Below are 16,229 nucleotides of genomic sequence, written 5' to 3'. Positions count from 1 at the left end.
CCGGGATTTTAAGGGTTTCTTAAGAGGATACCAGCCGGAGGAATATCATGGCGCTCGGCGCATCTCACCGCCTGCACGACGGCATCGAAGCCGTGGAAACGATGACGCGCTTTGCACTGGCGGTTCTGGCGCTCGCATCCGGCGTCTATACCTATCTCGGCGTGCGCAGCCTGCTCGACGGTTCGCCGACCTCCACCTTCTTTGCGGCGCTGATCTATTCGGCGGCGGTTTCGGTGGCGATCTATGCCTTCTGGACCTATCTCGCCCGCTTCTACCCGCATGTGACGACGGTGGCGGCGCGCACCGCCCTGCTCTGCATCATGGCGCTCGGCTGCGCGATGATCATCGCCATGGCGAGCTGGCTGAACGCGGCGGCGCTTGCGGGTTCGGCAGCACTCGAACAGCATCTGGCCGAAACGCTGGAGGACTACACCGGTGATCTCGACCGGGCGCACCAGAATGCGCTGGCGGCGCAGAGCCTGCTACCCGATATCCAGCGCACGCAGGAACGCTTCCAGCGGCTTGCCGATCAGGAGCGCGAGACCGGCGCGCTGACCGGCACCACGGGTGCCGGCAGCGTCGTGCAACTCTTGTCGCAGATGGCCTCGCAACTGACCGAGCTGCAGAACAACATCAATGCTTCGCGCGAGCGCGTCACCACCCTTTTCGATGACGGGCGCAAGCATCTGGAGACGATGCGCACGCTGGTTTCGGCGCCCGGCGCCATCGACCAGCGCGCCGATCAGTTCGCAGCCGAAGTCGTGACGCTGACCGGCGTCATCACCTCGCTGGAGCAGACCTCGATCGCGCCGTCCGTCAAGCGTGCCGCCGAAGACCTGTCGCTCGGCTTCATCGCGCCTGTCGCTGATGGCCGCGAGGTCGATCTCGCCAACCGGCAGGACCAGGTGATGGAGACGATCCGCTCCTCCGTCGCAGCGCAATCGAAAGTGCTGTCGCAGGCCGCCGACCAGATCCTGGCCCGCGAACCTGTCGGCGAGCGGCGCTTCGTGCCGCTGTCTTCTGCCGAAGCCGTGCTGCGCTATGCTTCGGACTTCATCCCCAGTTGGGCCGGCGCAATCTCGATCGACCTTCTGCCCGGCGTGCTGGTGCTGATGCTCTCGGTCGCCCATGGCGCCTTGCGGCGGCAGGAGCAGAGCATGCCCTTTGCCGAGCGGATCACCGCCGCCGAGCTTCTTGAGGCAATCGAGGTGCAGCGGGCGCTGCAGGCGCGCGGCATCGATATCGAGGCCGTCGTTGCCCGGGCGGAAGCCAAGGCCGCGGCGAAGGCGGATGGGCATGCCGAAGCGGCGTCCGAAGCGCAGGCTGCCGGGGAACATGAGCCCGAACCCTCCAACGTCACCAGCCTCGACCTGCCCGGTAAGCCGCCACGCAAGGGTCCGCAGACATGAAGATCGAAGCGGCAGGCGAGCATCTGAAGCGACGATTGCTGCAAGTCGATGACTCGACGCTGCCGCGGCTGGTGCTGCATGCGCTGATCGCCGCCGCCGTCGCCTTTCTGGTGATCGATTTCCGCGATCTCAGCATCGCCAATGCTACGCTGCCGGTCTTCGATCCGTCCGCCCCTGACGGCATTCCCGTCCTTCCGCCAGCGCTGACCGATGGCGAGCCCGAAAACCCGCCTGCCGAAATCACCACCAGCGCCGAGCTGCTGAAGCAGCCGATGACATTCGAGCTTCAACCAGGCGGCATTCTGCTGGCGCGCGGCGCGATCGAATACGGCGCCGCCGGCCGTTTCCAGAAGGAGATCGAGGCGCGTGGCGAATATGTGAAGACGGTATCGCTGGATTCGCCGGGCGGCGCGGTCGGCGATGCGCTCGCCATGTCGAAGCTGATCCGCGAGCGGAAGATCGGCACCACGGTGGCGAAAGGCGCGCTCTGCGCCTCCTCCTGCCCGATCATTCTTTCTGGTGGCGTCAGCCGCGGCGCCGAAGACGGCGCGGTGATCGGCGTGCATCAGGTCTTCAACGGCACGAAAGAAAAGCTGTCGCCCGAGCGCGCCATGTCGGATGCGCAGCGCACCACCGCCGATGTCACCCGCCATCTCGACGCCATGGGCATTAAGCCTGGCCTCTGGATCCACGCGATGGAAACCCCGCCTGACCGGCTCTATTACCTGAAGCCCGCCGAGATGAAGGACTTCGCGCTGGTGACAACACCTGAAAAGGTCAGCGCGGCTGCCGCGAAGGTCAAGTGACGTCAAGGCCGCGGCCCGCCGGAATGTCCCGGCGCTAGTAGAGCGTCCTCTTGTAGTCGGCTTCGAGATCGTCATCGATCTTGCGCATCGCCGACGCGTCGGCAGGAGCCCCGGTCGTTTCGTCCAGAATGATCTTCACCAGCGACGGCATTCCGCTGCGGTCCTGGAAGTGCTCGGGGTTCCACAGATGCGAGCGCCGGAACGCCTTTGCGCAATGCATGAAGGCTTCGCTGATAGTGACCACGATTGCGAGCTTCGGCATACGATCGTTGACGCCCATGCTCTCGAGCAGGCCGGGGTCTCGCGAGAGAGTGGCAGTCCCGTTCACCCGCAAAGTGTCGTCAAACCCCGGGATGATGAACAGCAATCCGACATTTGGATTGGCCAGAATGTTGACCAGCGTATCGACGCGATTGTTGCCCGGACGGTCCGGTATCGCCAAGGTGCGCTCATCCAGGATCTTGACGAAACCGGCAGGGTCGCCGCGCGGGCTGACATCGGCGCTGCCATTCGAACTCTGTGTGCCGATGCAGAGGAACGGCGAGCGGCGGATAAATTCCTGCGCGTGCCTGCCCAGTGTGTCTTGGCACTTCTGTATGGCGAGAGCATGGGTCGGCTCGAACAGGCCCCGAAGTGCCTCCTCGTCTCTGATGGCAAATTCCGGCTTTGGATTGAATGCTTCCACTGTCCTGCCTCCCCGCGTTCCAGCTGAGTTCCGAAATGACGTACGTACCTCATATATGAAATACACTAAACGCCGGTTGTCATCAACAGAGATCAATCGCCGAAGCGTCGCTGAGCTACGAAAACAAAAAAACCGGGGCCTCTGCCCCGGTTTGCTATTCGCTTTACTATCGCTCAGTAGCGGTCGTAACGGCCGCCGCCATCCCAGCCGCGGTCACGGTCGCGGTAATAGGGACGCGGGCGTTCCCAACCGCCGCCCCAGCCCCAGCGCGGCGGCGGGGGACGGTGCCAGTAGCGGACCGGCGGTGCATAGCGGCGGTAGTCGTTGCGGCGGCATTCGCCCCAGCGGGTCATGTGCCAGCCGCGGCCGCAGGCGTAATCCACCTTGGTCACATCGGATGCGGCGGCATTGTCCACGGCAAGCGGCGCAACCGGCATCGCTTCGGCTGACAGTGCCGAAAGGCCTCCGATAACGAGCGCTGCTGCCAGCGTGATGATCTTCATTGCGGTTCTCCAAAAATCCAGCCAGGCGAGAGATTTAGCCCCCTGCCCTGAACCGGCGATGAACCCGCCGTTCATGCAAAATGTGGCGGATCAGGGCCGGTGCGCCTGCACCAGTCTGGAGGTCTTTTCCGGGTGGATTTCCGGCCACTTGCTGTTTGGCGCCGGCGCCGTGCCGATCGCCGAAATCGACACCACGATCGCCGTCACGGCCGAGAAGAGCACAAGTGCATAGGTCATAGCTTCCGATCCTTCGAGGTTGGTTCCCAGCCACCCCGGCCGCAAACTGCTCTGGGAGGATGAATCAAAGGCTAAGCAACATGGTTAAACCCACGTGTTTTTCCCGTTAATGGACAGGATGGGGATGGCACGGCGGCCCCGGCGCTTTCGGAACCGGTCCTGCCAGCCGTGAATTGTCCCCAGGCAAGATCTGAAGAGCGGCCGGCGATCGCAGCATTCGTCGTCATCGATCATTGGCCTCACGCCCGAAATAAACATCGACCGAGACGATCTTCCCGCCCTTGAAGCGGAAGCTTTCCATGTTGCGGAAGATGGAGCCGTCGTTTTTGACGGCGCGATAGCGGATGGCGGCTTCGTCGCCGGAGACGGTGAGGTACTCGATCTCGATGGCGCGGAAGGCAGGCCGCTTTGGCCAGCAGCGATCGAAATAGGCGGCGCGGCCGATATGATCGTCGCGCGGGCTGGAGAAGGTGAAATCATCCGACAGCATTGCGCTGACGATATCCTTGCGGCCTTTGAGATAGGCGGCGAACAGGGCGCGGATCATCTGCTCTCGATCGTCCGTCACACTCATCGCAAACCTCCTCCTCTTTTCCGATTGCGATTTGCAATCAGTTTATAGTGGAAACCAGTGAAAGCCGCAAATGAGCCGACGGTTCGGGCGCTATCCGTCCTTGGCACCGGGATCAGCCGGGCGTAGGCTGCCCGCTCCCCAAGGCTCCCGAAGACGCATAGAGAACCCCTGATATGGCCGACACCCCGATGAACGCAGCCGACGCCGCGGCCGGGTCCGTTTACTGGAAACGCAACCTCGCCGTCTCGCTGATCGGCTCGTTTACGACGATCGTGGCGATGACGCTGCTGCTTCCCTTCCTGCCGCTCTATGTCGAGGAGCTCGGCGTCCGCGATCATGCGGCGATCGTTCAGTGGTCGGGTATCGCCTATGGCGCGACCTTCTTTGCCGCCGCGTTCGTCGCGCCGCTCTGGGGCAGGCTCGGCGATATCTATGGGCGCAAGCTGATGCTGGTGCGCGCCAGCCTTGGCATGACGATCGCCATTTCGCTGATGGGCATGGCAGGAGATGTCTGGCAGCTGGTTGCGCTCCGCCTCTTCGTCGGTCTGGCCGGTGGCTATTCCTCCGGCTCGATGGTGCTGGTGGCGACGCAGACGCCGAAGGACCGCTCTGCCTGGGCTCTCGGTATGCTCTCGTCAGGCATCATGGCCGGCAATCTCGTCGGTCCGCTGATCGGCGGGGCGCTGCCGCCGCTGATCGGCATCCGCGGCACGTTTCTGGCCGCCGGTGCCTTCATCTTTCTGGCGTTCCTCGGCACCGCTTTTCTGATCAAGGAAGAAAAGTCCCCCGCCCGCAAGCAGGCCGCCAAGGCCAGTGGCGGCTGGCGCTCGATCCCGGATAAGGGCCCCGTCATCGCCATGCTTTTGACCGGCATGCTGCTGATGCTCGCCAACATGTCGATCGAGCCGATCATCACCGTCTATGTCGCCGATCTCGTCACGGATCAGGCAAGCGTGACGATGATCGCAGGCGTTGTCATGTCGGCAGCGGCGCTCGGCAGCATCCTCTCTGCCTCGCGGCTCGGAAAGCTCGCCGACCGCATCGGCCACTGGCCGGTGATTGCGGGCGCGCTGGCGGTCGCGGCGGTTCTATTGATCCCGCAGGCCTTCGTCACCAGCGCCTGGCAGCTGATCGTGCTGCGCTTCCTGATGGGGATCGCGCTCGGCGGGCTGCTGCCCTGCATCTCGGCGGTGATCCGCCACAGCGTGCCCGACAGCGCGGCGGGCAGCATTCTCGGCCTCTCGGTCTCGTCGCAATATGTCGGCCAGGTGGCGGGGCCGGTGCTCGGCGGTTTCGTTGGCGGCCATATCGGTATGCCTTCGGTGTTCCTGGGAACCTGTGTCCTGCTTGCCGCCGGTGCGGTCTTCACGTGGATTGTGAAGCCAAAAGACGAAAACTGAGACTATCGTTTGCAACTCCCGGCGCTATGATTGCGTTTCAGAACGGAACCGCATGCAACGGGAGAAGCGCTTGCAGCAGATATTCGTCACCGACCGTCTCATTTTGCGTCCGCGGACGCTGGCCGACCTTGATGACTGTATGGCGATGGACCGCGACCCCGAGGTGACGCGCTATATCCCCGGCCCCTGGGCCGATCAGGACGCGCACCGGCGCTTCGTCATCAACCGCATGGAAAGCGATTTCGGCGAAGGTCTCGGCTACTGGTCGATCTTTGCCAAGACCGCGCCGAAGCAGTTTCTCGGCTGGGTGATGCTGATCCCCTACGACACGATCGGACCCGACATCGAGATCGGCTGGCGGCTGAACCGCCATGCCTGGGGCCAGGGCTACGCGACGGAAGCTGCCCGTCCGGTGCTGGATCATGGCTTCGAGACACTGAACCTGCCACGCATCGTCGCCAACATCTTTGCGGGCAATGATGCATCAATCAAGGTGGCCGAAAAGCTCGGGATGACGTTTCTGAGTGACGAGGTTTCGGACGGCCTGCCCTGCAAGGATTATGGAATCACGCAGGACGAGCGTGCGCGGATGCTGACGGTGTGACGGCGCGCCGTTGAGGGTGGAGCGGGCGCTACTCCCCGCTCGCCGTGCGCCCATAGGCCCAGTTCATATACAGCTCCAGCGCCTTGCGCGTGACCGGGCCTTCCTGGAAATCGCGGCCATCGAGCCTGACGACGCCAACCACCTTCGAGTAGTTGCCGGAGGTGAAGATCTCGTCGGCACCCATGAAGTCTTCGACCGAGAGCGTGGTCTCGCGGACGTCGAAACCCGCCTGGCGGAGCAGGCCGATGACGCGGGCGCGGGTGATGCCGGCGAGGAAGGTGCGGTTAGCGACCGGGGTGAACACCACGCCATCCTTCACCATGAAGACGTTCGAGGAAGCCGTCTCGACAACATTGCCGTTTGTATCGCGCATCAGCGCGTTGTCGAAGCCGCGCGCGCGGGCTTCGGCGATGGCACGGCCGGAATTCGGGTAGAGCGAGCCAGCCTTGGCCTCGGTCATCGCCGTCTCCGGCGTCGGGCGGCGGAAGGGCGAGACGGTGATCGACGAGCCGCCATGGCCGCCCATCGGCGCTTCGAAGAGGCAGAGCACGAAACGGGTCGATTCCGGATCGGCGGTGACGACGCTGAACGGCGCACCATGCTCGGCCCAGTACATCGGCTTGATATAGATCGGCGTCTTGCCGTCGAACTTCTTGATGCCTTCCCAGGCGAGCGCCTCGATTTCCTCAGGCGTCTTGGTCGGCTTCAGGCCCATGTTGACGGCCGAGCGGTTGATGCGCTGGCAGTGCTGGTCGAGATCAGGCGCGATGCCATCAAACCAGCGGGCGCCGTCGAAGACGGTGGAGCCGAGCCACATGGCATGCGAGGTCGGGCCGATCAGCGGCGGATTGCCGCTCAGCCACTCGCCATCGACATAGGTCCAGGTGGTGGAACGGGGCGCTGTGTTGACGGCCATTTTTCTTCTCCTCAAACAAGTTGCAGAAGCAAAATCCTTCCAAACTGGCGGGGTCAAGGAGAAACTATCGCTCAAAAAGCGGACGCAAGAAAATGGCGCATGCGCTTTCCCCGCCGCAACATTCCGTCTCCGCCCTTCACGCCGATGCGATGGATCGATCAGCAAAAATGATGGAAAGCGAGGCGCGCGCCGTGCCATCATAGGGCCGGATTCGAACGCGGGAGAGCACCATGAAAGCCATGTATTACGACGCCTTCGGCAAGCTGCCGGAGATCCGCACCGTGGCCGATCCCTCGCCTTCGGAAGACGGCGTCGTCATCGCCGTCGGCGCCACCGGGCTTTGCCGCAGCGACTGGCATGGGTGGATGGGGCACGACCCCGATATCCGCCTGCCGCATGTGCCGGGCCACGAGCTGGCCGGCAAGATCGTCGCCACAGGCAAGGGCGTGATGCGTTTCAAGGTCGGCGACCGGGTGACCGTGCCCTTCGTCTCGGGCTGCGGCCATTGCGGCGAGTGCCATTCCGGCAACCAGCAGGTCTGCCCGAACCAGTTCCAGCCGGGTTTCACCCATTGGGGCTCGTTCGCCGAATATGTGGCGATCGACTATGCCGAGACCAACCTCGTGCATCTGCCTGAAACGATCGACGATGCGACGGCCGCCAGCCTCGGCTGCCGCTTCGCCACCTCGTTCCGGGCCGTGGCCGATCAGGCCCGCACCGGACCCGGCGAATGGATCGCCATCCACGGCTGCGGCGGCGTCGGGCTCTCGGCCATCATGATCGCCGCCGCCCTCGGCGCCAATCCGATCGCTATCGATATCTCGGACGAGAAGCTCGCCTTTGCGCGCGAATGCGGCGCGGTGGCGACGGTCAATGCGGCCACGGTGGGCGACGTGCCCGAGGCGGTGCGCGAGATCACCAAGGGCGGCGCGCATGTCTCCATCGATGCGCTGGGCCATCCCGTCACCTGCTTCAACTCGATCAAGAACCTGCGGCGCCGCGGTCGGCATGTCCAGATCGGCCTGATGCTCGGCGATCATTCGACGCCGCAAATCCCGATGGCGCAGGTGATCGGCCACGAGCTGGAGATCTACGGCAGCCACGGCATGCAGGCCTGGCGCTATGACGCGATGCTAGCGATGCTTTCGGCCGGCAAGATCGCGCCGCAGAAGCTGATCGGCAAGCGGATCAGCCTGGCCGATGCCGTGCCCGCCCTTACCGCGATGGAACGATCCGAGGGGCTCGGTATCAGCGTGATCACGCAATTCTAGGCGTGCCGCAACGGCACAGTCGAAGCGCAATCGTTAACTATTTATTGGTGTATTTAGTCGAGTTGCAATTTATAATACATGAAGCATAATCCCTTCCGCCCGGAATGATTTCGGAGCGGAGGGGAACATGACGGTTCGTTTTATTCTATCGATCGATGGCGGCGGCATCCGCGGCCTCATTCCTGCACTTGTGATCGCCGAGCTTGCCAAGCGCCTGAAGGACCTGGCCATGCACGAGGCCTTCGACCTGATCGGCGGCACCTCGACCGGCGCCATCATCGCCGCCGGGCTGACCTGCCCGAACCCCAAGAACAAGAAGATCGCCGCCTGCACGCCTGCCGATCTCGTCAAGCTCTATGCCGACGAAGGCCAGGATATCTTCTATTCCAAGATCATCGCCCGCATTCTCAATATCGGCGGATGGCAGGAGGAGCGCTACGATGCGACGGCGCTGGAGGAGAAGCTGCAGGCCCGTCTCGGCGCCAACACGCTGATTGCCGACGGGCTGACGAAGGTGCTGATCACCGGCTACGACATTCACCAGCGCGAAGCCGTGTTCATGACCAATTGCGATATGGAGAACGCCAAGTTCCGTTTCTGGGAAGCGGCGCGCGGCTCCTCTGCCGCACCCACCTATTTCGAGCCGGCGCTGGTCGAGAACCTCGGCAAGCCGGCCGGCGACGCGCAAAGAAAGATCCCGCTGATCGATGGCGGCGTGTTTGCCAACGATCCGGTGCTGGCGGCCTATGTCGAAGCGCGAAAACTCTGGCAGGCGGCGGATGACAGCTTCGTCGTGCTGTCGCTCGGCACCGGGCGGCAGAACCGCAAGATCCCCTATCAGCAGGCCAAGAACTGGGGTGCCTTCGGCTGGATCAACCCGCAGAACGGCACGCCGCTCATCTCGGTGCTGATGCAGGGGCAGGCAAGCACGGCGGCCTATCAGGCGAACAAGCTGCTGAACCCCAAGGGCGCCAGGCTGAATGCCGAAGGCTCGACCGACATGAGCTTTGCCAAGCCCGAGACCCTTGCCTATTTCCGCATCGACGGCGCGCTTCAAGGTGCGAACGACGATCTGGACGATGCCAGCACGACGAATATCGAGCAGCTGAAGGTGGTGGCCGAGCGGTTCATCACCGGCAACAGCGCGGTGCTGGATGCGGTCGTTAAGCGGATCAAGGCGGAGAAGACGCGCTAGAGATCGCCAAGGCCCGCAAACAGGATGGCTAGACGCTCCCAGATGGCGCTGACCCTTGGCACTCCCATAAGGCCCGATGGCGCCAGCATCCAGAGCTCGCGGCCCGGCATGACAGCGCCGAAATCAATCTCGACAAGCGATGGATATTGCCTCGCCTGAAAGCGTTGCAGCATGACGACGCCCATGCCGTTTGCGGCGGCAACCGCCTGGGTGATGGTGCTGCCGGAGCGCACCGAATAGGAATGATGCGCATAGTGCGTTTCGAGCCAACGCGCCTCGGCGATCAGCTGCTCGCTGTCGAGATCGAAGCCAATCAAGGGCACGGCCTCGCCTGCCCGCCAGCGGGCAGCCATCGCCGCACTGGCGTAGAAGCCGTGCGTGATGGTGGCAACGCGCTTGCCGGTCAGGTCGCTGTCCTTCGGCCGGCCGAGACGCAACGCGATATCGGCCTCGCGATGTGCAAGGCTGTGGATACGGACATCCGTCAGGATCTCGAGCTCGATGCCCGGAAGTCCAGCAAGGATCTGGCCGAGATGTGGCGCGAGAAGCAGATCGGCAACCGAACGGATGGTCGTCAGCCGCACGCGTCCGCCCGGCCCCTCCGGCGAGACGACGCGGTCACGGATCGCAGAGGCCGCCGACGCCATCGCCGCAGCCTCCGCCGATATCGATTGCCCCTGCACCGTCAGCACATATCCATCGGGGCGGCGCTCGAAGAGCTGCGCGCCGAGGCTCAACTCGAGCGAGGATATCCGGCGCGCAACGGTGGCATGGTTGACTCTCAGCGCACGGGCCGCCGCCGACAGGCTGCGATGCCTGGCGAGCGCTGCGAAGAAGCGGAGATCTTCCCAATCGATATCTGTGCGTTTTTGCTCAGTCATTGCGAATAATTAGCGAATATCCGATCAGACTGGAAGGCGTTACATCATTCTCCATCTGTAAAACAGGAGATGAATGCATGGCTCCCTTCACCCTTCTTCAGCGCTCCGGCGTCACCGCGAAAGCCGCCGACTGGACGAAAGCGGTTCTCGTCATCATCGACGCGCAAAATGACTATGCAGACGGCAGCCTGCCACTTTCAGGCGTCGCCGGGGCCGCCAAGGAAATCCAGAGTCTGCTTGACAAGGCCCGCGCTGACGGTGTTCCGGTCGTCCATGTCATCCACCTGTCAGGAGCCGATAGCTGGCTGTTTGCGGCCGGTTCGCATGGCGCCGGTATCATGCCTGCGCTGACGCCTGCCTATGGCGAGCCGATCATTTCGAAGACGCTGCCCAACGCCTTTGCCGGAACCGAACTCCAGGCGACCCTGGCCGCGATTGCTGCGGATACCGGCCGAACGGAGCTGATCCTCGTGGGCTTCATGACGCATATGTGCATCGGGGCCACCGCACGGGCTGCCCTCGACCTCGGGCTGCAGGCGGCCGTCGTCGCATCGGCCACGGCGACCCGCGATCTGCCGGATCCGCTGGGCGGCGTCATCCCGGCCGACACGGTTCAGCGCACAGCGCTGGCAGAGATCGCCGATCGCTTCGCGACTGTTGTCCGCGACATCTCGGAGGTTGCCAAACCGGCTGCGAAGGTCTAACGGGCTGCCGCAAGAAAAAGAATGAAAGGGACGTTAATGTCCAACTCCAGTGTCAAAACCTTTGCCCAGACGGGCTCCAAGGTGTTTTTCGTTGCTGCCGAGCGCATCGAGCGCACGGTGCGCCTGCAGGGCGCATGGCTGAGCATCGTCGATGTCAGCGTGCCCGCCGGTGTTTCCGGCACCGCGCAGACGATCGGCAGCGAACAGGTGCTGCGCATCATCGAGGGCCGGTTGGCGGTCTGGCGGATGACGGATCAGGGCCGCGAGGAGATCGTGGTTTCTGCAGGCGACATCCTGCATATTTCGGCCGGCCAGGCGCATGGCTATTGCAACGACGGGGCCACGGCAGCGGCGTTTTCGGCGATCATCGACAGCGATGCGGCAAGTCAGCTTGCGGCTCGGGCGGAATCCTCCGGCTCGCCGGTGGCAGCACAGCGGATGGGCGCTGCAGCCAATAGCGGAAGCACGCGGATCCGGGCTGCCTGAGCATCTCGAAAGGCGCCTGTAACGGGCGCCTTTTTGACTGATGTTCACCGGTTTGTCATCGCAGCGCGCGTATAAGCGGCTCCGGATTGCTGATAGAGATGGCCCGCGGCGCACTGATCGGCGCTCCGCGCACAGCACATATCAGCAGGAGGTTCCGCCATGGCATGGTCTGCCAGCCAATACGTCAAATTCGAGGATGAACGGACGCGCCCGGCGCGCGATCTCCTGGCGCAGGTGCCGCTGGCATCCGTCAAAAACGCCATCGACCTCGGCTGCGGACCCGGCAATTCCACCGAACTGATCGTCGATCGTTATGGTGTGAACAACGTCTCCGGCCTCGACAGCGACGACAACATGCTGGAAGCAGCCCGCAAGCGCCTGCCGCAGACGCGCTTCGAAAAGGCCGATCTGTCCACCTGGCAGCCTTCGGGCGAGACCGATCTTCTGTTTGCCAATGCCGTTTTCCAGTGGCTGCCAGATCATCTCGACATCTTCGACCGGCTGATGGACGGATTGGCGCCGGGCGGCGTGCTGGCCGTACAGATGCCCGACAATCTCTCCGAGCCGACGCATCTGGCAATGGAAGAATCCGCCCATGCCGGGCCGTGGAAGACTAACTTCGAGAAGAAGAGCGTGCGCCGCAAGCCGCTGCCGCCGGCTTCGACCTATTATAGCCGGCTTTCTGCCAAGGCTGCTCGCGTTGATATCTGGCACACGATCTACAACCACCCGATGGCGGATGCGGCTGCGATCGTCGAATGGCTGAAGGGCACCGGACTGATGCCCTATCTCGCCCAGGCCGGCGAAGAGAACCGCGAGGCGTTTCTGGCCGATTACCTGGAACGCATCGAAAAGGCCCATCCGAAAATGGCCGACGGCCGCGTGCTGCTGCGCTTCCCGCGGATTTTCATGGTGGCGGTGAAGGGCTAACGGCTGCTTGCCCGGCGGCTGGTCTCGTCTATACTCGGAACCAGCCGGCAGGACACGTCGATGGCGAAGCGCAACGTATTTCAATTCGAGCTGGATACGGATCTTTCCGATGCATTTCTGCATGCCGCAAAGTCGGCCCGGCGAGAGCCGGAAGAGCTGATCGCGGCGCTGGTGCGCGACTTCGTCGACCAGCAGAGCGAGGAAGCCGGCTACGCCGATTTCGTGAAGAGGAAGGTCGAAGCCGCACGGAAATCCGTAACGGCCGGCCAGGGACGGCCGTCCACCGAAGTTGACGCCGTCTTCGAAGACATACGCAAGGCCGTTCAAAAAGCCGGGCGATGAAAATCCTTTGGATGCCCAGGCGGAACTCGATCGCCTGAGGATTTTCCAGCATCTCGCCGCCGACAATATGGACGCCGCCGTCGCCATCGATGAGCGGTTCGCCGAGGCGATCGCGCGGCTCGAGGGCTTCCCGCACTCCGGAAAACCCGGCCTTGTCGAAGGGACGCGGAACTCATTCCTCATCGGAGCTACCGTATCGTCTACGAAGTCTCGCGGGACAGTGTGTGGATCCTTGCGCTGGGTCCATACTGCCAGGCAATGGCCGCCTCTGACGGGCGAATAGGCCCCCTCACCCCCGCCTTGCTGCCTCGATCTTCGCGATATCGATCTTCCGCATCGTCATCATCGCGTCGAAGGCGCGTTTTGCTTCGGCGGGAGAGGCTTTCAGGGCCTCGCTCAAGACGCGTGGGGTGATCTGCCAGGAGAGGCCCCATTTGTCCTTGCACCAGCCGCATTCGCTTTCCTTGCCGCCATTGCCGACGATGGCGTTCCAGTAGCGGTCGGTTTCTTCCTGGGTTTCAGTCGCGATCTGGAAGGAAAAGGCTTCGCTCTGCGGGAAGGCCGGGCCGCCGTTGAGGCCGATGCAGGCGACGCCTGCAACGGTGAATTCGACCACCAGCACATCGCCCTGCTTGCCATCGGGATAATCGCCCGGCGCCCGGACGACAGCGGTCACGGCGCTGTCGGGAAAGGTCGAGGCGTAGAAGCCTGCGGCTTCCTCAGCATCCCCGTTATACCAGAGGCAGATGGTGTTCTTGGCCATGTTGCGTTTCCTCCCCGCTTGTTGCCGTCGGGAATGACATAAGGAGCGCGGTGGATTTCTCCAGTCCTGACATCGCGATATGGCGCTTGGCGGGGTTCGATGCTACGCCACCGGCGGCCTGACCCGCCCGCCTTGCCGTCACGCAGCATGAGGAGTTTGACATGCGCCAACAGATCACCGCCGATTATCTCGAAGGCTTTCTCGGCAATCGCCGTCTGATGGAGCAGCTGGCCTTCATTCTCGAGGTCGAGAAGCTGAAGACGGTGCTGCGCAGGACACCACTGCTCGACCGTTCGCGGGTCGAGAACGATGCCGAGCACACCTGGCAGCTGGCGCTGATGGCCATGGTGCTTTCGGAGCATTCGCGGGAGAAAGTCGAGCTTCTGCGCGTCCTGAAGATGCTGCTGATCCACGATATCGTCGAGATCGATGCAGGCGATACCTTTGCCTATGACACCGTGCTTGCCGCCAGCCAGGCGGAGCGGGAGCTGAAGGCAGCCGAGCGGATTTTTGCGCTGCTGCCTGAGGATCAGGCGCAGGAATTCCGGGCGCTCTGGGACGAATTCGAGGCGAAGATCTCGGCAGAATCGCGCTTTGCCAATGCCATGGACCGCCTGCAGCCGCTGCTGCACAATTTCTTCACCGAGGGCGGCACCTGGGGTTCGGCCGGGGTGACGGCAGCAAGCGTCGAACGGCGCATGCTGCCGATCGGCGTGGCATCCGATACGCTGGGCGAACTCAGCGCGCGGCTGATCACGCTGGCTGTCGAGCAGGGCATCCTGGCGCCGGCGCCGCAGGACACCTGACATGCCGGGCGGCTGGCGCACTCTGCGTCACGCCGTCCCGCTTGCTCCCTGCGCCCCCTCGCTTATATTCGCTGCCATACGCAAGGAGCGAGACCGCCATGACCGATGCCGTGCCCACCCCGCCCGCCACGCTTGTGATCTTCGGCGCCACGGGCGACCTGACGCGGCGTCTGCTCATCCCGGCGATCATCAACCTGACGCGCAGCCGCCTTGTCGGCGACGATCTTCATATTCTCGGCATCGGCATCGATCCCGGCGATGACGAGATGCTGCGCGGCAAGCTGGACGAATTTCTCTCCGGCCTCGGCGGCGACCAGCCGCTGTCGAAGGACGAGGCCTGGCTGAAGCTGCGCAGCCGCATCTCCTACCTGCCCGGCGATTTCACCAAGGACGAAATCTATGGCGAAATCGGCAAGCGGCTCGACGGCAACGCTGCCTTCTACCTCGCTGTGCCGCCGCGCTTTTTCGGCGAAATCGTCGAGCGTCTCGCCGCCAACAAGCTGACCACGGAAGGCGACAACAGCTTCCGGCGCATCGCCATCGAAAAGCCCTTCGGCACCGACCTTGCCTCGGCCAAGGCACTGAATGCGCAGATCCTTGCCAAGGTCTCGGAAAACCAGGTTTACCGGCTCGACCATTTCCTCGGCAAGGAAACGGTGCAGAACCTGATGACGGCGCGCTTTGCCAACATGATGATCGAGGCGCTGTGGAACAACCGCTATATCGACAACGTGCAGATCACCGCCGCCGAGATCGTCGATGTCGGCAGCCGCGGCGCCTTCTACGACGCGACGGGCGCGCTGCGCGACATGGTGCCGAACCATCTCTTCCAGCTGCTCGCGATGATTGCCATGGAGCCACCGAACAGCTTTGATGCCGAGGCGATCCGCAACGAAAAGAGCAAGGTTCTGAAGGCGCTGCGGGTCTATACGCCCGAGGAAGCCAAGACCCATGGCGTGCGCGGCGTCTATACCGCGGGCAAGCTCGACGGTGCCGATATCACCGCCTATCACGACACGCCGCAGGTGGGGCCTGATAGCAAGACCGAGACCTTCGTGGCGCTGAAGCTCTATGCCGATACCTGGCGCTGGGCGGGCGTGCCCTTCTATCTCCGGACCGGCAAGGCGATGACGGCGCGCGATACCGAGATCGTCGTCACCTTCCAGCCGGTTCCCTTCGCGCAGTTCCGCGAGACCGACGTGACGCGCCGCCTGCGGCCGAACCGGCTGGTGATCCAGGTGCAGCCGGACGAGGGCATGAGCATGGAAATCTCCATCAAGTCGCCTGGCCTTTCGGTCGATACCGTGCCCGTCTCGCTCGATTTCCGCTACGCCGACAAGTTCGATATCGGCAAGATGACCGGCTATGAATCGCTGATCTACGACCTGATGATCGGCGACCAGACGCTGTTCCAGCGCGCCGACGGCATCGAGGCCGGATGGGCGGCCGTCCAGCCCTTCCTCGACCTCTGGGCCAAGGAGGGAGAGCCGGAACCTTACGCGCCGGGAACGATGGGGCCCGCCTGCGCCGACGAGCTCATCGAGCGCGACAACAGGCAGTGGCACCAGATCGGCGGTCTGCCGAAGCCTTCATAACCGGATGGTTCAACGGCGGCCGTAAAAATGCTAGGTTGTGCCCGGCCACAGGGCCGGGAGTTCGGCTGACGCCCCCTCTGCACGATCTCCGCAAGGCGCATCCACGCGCATAAGGGAGGCTC

The 16,229-nt window shown here is 63.3% G+C and carries 19 protein-coding genes; 12 read left to right on the top strand and 7 right to left on the bottom strand.

The annotated features are described in order from the left end of the window. Positions 1–47: 47 nt before the first annotated feature. Together AC1DNK_RS21140 and AC1DNK_RS21135 are read left to right on the top strand one after the other, a co-directional pair. Positions 48–1,409, top strand: a complete 1,362-nt coding sequence (locus AC1DNK_RS21140) for a hypothetical protein (protein WP_477943186.1) — start codon at positions 48–50, stop codon at positions 1,407–1,409. After that, complete coding sequence (locus AC1DNK_RS21135) at positions 1,406–2,215, top strand: COG3904 family protein (protein WP_477943185.1); 810 nt, start codon at positions 1,406–1,408, stop codon at positions 2,213–2,215. Before AC1DNK_RS21140 ends, AC1DNK_RS21135 begins: the two co-directional genes overlap by 4 nt. 34 nt (positions 2,216–2,249) lie before the next feature. Here the strand turns inward: AC1DNK_RS21135 and AC1DNK_RS21130 are convergent, their stop codons facing one another. From AC1DNK_RS21130 to AC1DNK_RS21115, 4 genes are all read right to left on the bottom strand, one after another. After that, entirely contained in the window at positions 2,250–2,900 is a 651-nt protein-coding gene (locus AC1DNK_RS21130; RefSeq protein ID WP_477943184.1) for a pyridoxamine 5'-phosphate oxidase family protein, read from the bottom strand. 173 nt (positions 2,901–3,073) lie between these two features. Continuing rightward, positions 3,074–3,403, bottom strand: coding sequence for a GCG_CRPN prefix-to-repeats domain-containing protein (locus AC1DNK_RS21125; RefSeq protein WP_112389808.1), 330 nt, complete (start codon positions 3,401–3,403; stop codon positions 3,074–3,076). Positions 3,404–3,493: 90 nt separating this feature from the next. Further along, positions 3,494–3,640: a hypothetical protein gene (locus tag AC1DNK_RS21120; RefSeq protein ID WP_162698656.1), complete on the bottom strand. Its 147-nt coding sequence runs from the start codon at positions 3,638–3,640 to the stop codon at positions 3,494–3,496. A gap of 223 nt (positions 3,641–3,863) precedes the next feature. After that, positions 3,864–4,214 carry a nuclear transport factor 2 family protein gene (locus tag AC1DNK_RS21115; RefSeq protein WP_477943183.1) on the bottom strand — a complete coding sequence of 117 codons (351 nt, stop codon included), beginning with the start codon at positions 4,212–4,214 and terminating at the stop codon, positions 3,864–3,866. Between the two features lie 173 nt (positions 4,215–4,387). Between AC1DNK_RS21115 and AC1DNK_RS21110 the strand changes: the two genes are divergently transcribed. Both AC1DNK_RS21110 and AC1DNK_RS21105 read left to right on the top strand, forming a co-directional pair. After that, complete coding sequence (locus AC1DNK_RS21110; protein ID WP_477943182.1) at positions 4,388–5,614, top strand: MFS transporter; 1,227 nt, start codon at positions 4,388–4,390, stop codon at positions 5,612–5,614. Positions 5,615–5,684: 70 nt separating this feature from the next. Continuing rightward, the gene (locus AC1DNK_RS21105; RefSeq protein ID WP_477943181.1) at positions 5,685–6,218 is read left to right on the top strand and encodes a GNAT family N-acetyltransferase; all 534 of its coding nucleotides are present in this window, start codon (positions 5,685–5,687) and stop codon (positions 6,216–6,218) included. 28 nt (positions 6,219–6,246) lie between these two features. On the opposite strand, the gene AC1DNK_RS21100 is transcribed toward AC1DNK_RS21105, so the two are convergent. After that, on the bottom strand, positions 6,247–7,134 hold the full coding sequence (locus tag AC1DNK_RS21100) for a branched-chain amino acid aminotransferase (RefSeq protein WP_477943180.1): 888 nt from the start codon (positions 7,132–7,134) through the stop codon (positions 6,247–6,249). A gap of 230 nt (positions 7,135–7,364) precedes the next feature. Between AC1DNK_RS21100 and AC1DNK_RS21095 the strand changes: the two genes are divergently transcribed. Continuing rightward, positions 7,365–8,405, top strand: coding sequence for a zinc-dependent alcohol dehydrogenase family protein (locus AC1DNK_RS21095; protein ID WP_112537271.1), 1,041 nt, complete (start codon positions 7,365–7,367; stop codon positions 8,403–8,405). A gap of 127 nt (positions 8,406–8,532) precedes the next feature. After that, positions 8,533–9,600, top strand: a complete 1,068-nt coding sequence (locus AC1DNK_RS21090) for a patatin-like phospholipase family protein (RefSeq protein WP_477943179.1) — start codon at positions 8,533–8,535, stop codon at positions 9,598–9,600. On the opposite strand, the gene AC1DNK_RS21085 is transcribed toward AC1DNK_RS21090, so the two are convergent. Beyond that, on the bottom strand, positions 9,597–10,481 hold the full coding sequence (locus tag AC1DNK_RS21085) for a LysR family transcriptional regulator (RefSeq protein WP_477943178.1): 885 nt from the start codon (positions 10,479–10,481) through the stop codon (positions 9,597–9,599). The genes AC1DNK_RS21090 and AC1DNK_RS21085 overlap by 4 nt on opposite strands. Positions 10,482–10,558: 77 nt before the next feature. Between AC1DNK_RS21085 and AC1DNK_RS21080 the strand changes: the two genes are divergently transcribed. From AC1DNK_RS21080 to AC1DNK_RS21065, 4 genes are all read left to right on the top strand, one after another. Next, complete coding sequence (locus tag AC1DNK_RS21080) at positions 10,559–11,185, top strand: isochorismatase family protein (protein WP_477943177.1); 627 nt, start codon at positions 10,559–10,561, stop codon at positions 11,183–11,185. A gap of 36 nt (positions 11,186–11,221) precedes the next feature. Beyond that, positions 11,222–11,671, top strand: coding sequence for a cupin domain-containing protein (locus AC1DNK_RS21075; RefSeq protein WP_477943176.1), 450 nt, complete (start codon positions 11,222–11,224; stop codon positions 11,669–11,671). Between the two features lie 159 nt (positions 11,672–11,830). Beyond that, positions 11,831–12,601 (top strand): trans-aconitate 2-methyltransferase, encoded by a 771-nt coding sequence (gene tam / locus AC1DNK_RS21070; RefSeq protein WP_477943175.1) that lies wholly within the window; start codon positions 11,831–11,833, stop codon positions 12,599–12,601. A gap of 60 nt (positions 12,602–12,661) precedes the next feature. Beyond that, positions 12,662–12,943, top strand: a complete 282-nt coding sequence (locus AC1DNK_RS21065) for a hypothetical protein (protein WP_477943174.1) — start codon at positions 12,662–12,664, stop codon at positions 12,941–12,943. Between the two features lie 289 nt (positions 12,944–13,232). On the opposite strand, the gene AC1DNK_RS21060 is transcribed toward AC1DNK_RS21065, so the two are convergent. Continuing rightward, positions 13,233–13,706, bottom strand: a complete 474-nt coding sequence (locus AC1DNK_RS21060; protein ID WP_477943173.1) for a VOC family protein — start codon at positions 13,704–13,706, stop codon at positions 13,233–13,235. 161 nt (positions 13,707–13,867) lie between these two features. Between AC1DNK_RS21060 and AC1DNK_RS21055 the strand changes: the two genes are divergently transcribed. Next, positions 13,868–14,512 (top strand): HD domain-containing protein, encoded by a 645-nt coding sequence (locus AC1DNK_RS21055; RefSeq protein ID WP_477943172.1) that lies wholly within the window; start codon positions 13,868–13,870, stop codon positions 14,510–14,512. A gap of 98 nt (positions 14,513–14,610) precedes the next feature. After that, positions 14,611–16,107, top strand: a complete 1,497-nt coding sequence (gene zwf, locus AC1DNK_RS21050) for a glucose-6-phosphate dehydrogenase (protein ID WP_477943171.1) — start codon at positions 14,611–14,613, stop codon at positions 16,105–16,107. Positions 16,108–16,229 lie beyond the last annotated feature (122 nt).

The organism is Rhizobium sp. 01N424, from assembly GCF_056399485.1.
The sequence above is the reverse complement of the archived record's forward strand: the minus strand, read 5'-3'. Positions and strand labels throughout refer to the sequence as shown.

What these genes read in the sequence shown, in the direction of transcription:
- AC1DNK_RS21140 (WP_477943186.1), top strand. Translation starts at nt 48, where the DNA reads ATGGCGCTCGGCGCATCTCACCGCCTGCACGACGGCATCGAAGCCGTG.
- AC1DNK_RS21135 (WP_477943185.1), top strand. Translation starts at nt 1,406, where the DNA reads ATGAAGATCGAAGCGGCAGGCGAGCATCTGAAGCGACGATTGCTGCAA.
- AC1DNK_RS21125 (WP_112389808.1), bottom strand. Translation starts at nt 3,403, where the DNA reads ATGAAGATCATCACGCTGGCAGCAGCGCTCGTTATCGGAGGCCTTTCG.
- AC1DNK_RS21120 (WP_162698656.1), bottom strand. Translation starts at nt 3,640, where the DNA reads ATGACCTATGCACTTGTGCTCTTCTCGGCCGTGACGGCGATCGTGGTG.
- AC1DNK_RS21115 (WP_477943183.1), bottom strand. Translation starts at nt 4,214, where the DNA reads ATGAGTGTGACGGACGATCGAGAGCAGATGATCCGCGCCCTGTTCGCC.
- AC1DNK_RS21110 (WP_477943182.1), top strand. Translation starts at nt 4,388, where the DNA reads ATGGCCGACACCCCGATGAACGCAGCCGACGCCGCGGCCGGGTCCGTT.
- AC1DNK_RS21100 (WP_477943180.1), bottom strand. Translation starts at nt 7,134, where the DNA reads ATGGCCGTCAACACAGCGCCCCGTTCCACCACCTGGACCTATGTCGAT.
- AC1DNK_RS21095 (WP_112537271.1), top strand. Translation starts at nt 7,365, where the DNA reads ATGAAAGCCATGTATTACGACGCCTTCGGCAAGCTGCCGGAGATCCGC.
- AC1DNK_RS21090 (WP_477943179.1), top strand. Translation starts at nt 8,533, where the DNA reads ATGACGGTTCGTTTTATTCTATCGATCGATGGCGGCGGCATCCGCGGC.
- AC1DNK_RS21085 (WP_477943178.1), bottom strand. Translation starts at nt 10,481, where the DNA reads ATGACTGAGCAAAAACGCACAGATATCGATTGGGAAGATCTCCGCTTC.
- AC1DNK_RS21080 (WP_477943177.1), top strand. Translation starts at nt 10,559, where the DNA reads ATGGCTCCCTTCACCCTTCTTCAGCGCTCCGGCGTCACCGCGAAAGCC.
- AC1DNK_RS21075 (WP_477943176.1), top strand. Translation starts at nt 11,222, where the DNA reads ATGTCCAACTCCAGTGTCAAAACCTTTGCCCAGACGGGCTCCAAGGTG.
- tam (WP_477943175.1), top strand. Translation starts at nt 11,831, where the DNA reads ATGGCATGGTCTGCCAGCCAATACGTCAAATTCGAGGATGAACGGACG.
- AC1DNK_RS21065 (WP_477943174.1), top strand. Translation starts at nt 12,662, where the DNA reads ATGGCGAAGCGCAACGTATTTCAATTCGAGCTGGATACGGATCTTTCC.
- AC1DNK_RS21060 (WP_477943173.1), bottom strand. Translation starts at nt 13,706, where the DNA reads ATGGCCAAGAACACCATCTGCCTCTGGTATAACGGGGATGCTGAGGAA.
- AC1DNK_RS21055 (WP_477943172.1), top strand. Translation starts at nt 13,868, where the DNA reads ATGCGCCAACAGATCACCGCCGATTATCTCGAAGGCTTTCTCGGCAAT.
- zwf (WP_477943171.1), top strand. Translation starts at nt 14,611, where the DNA reads ATGACCGATGCCGTGCCCACCCCGCCCGCCACGCTTGTGATCTTCGGC.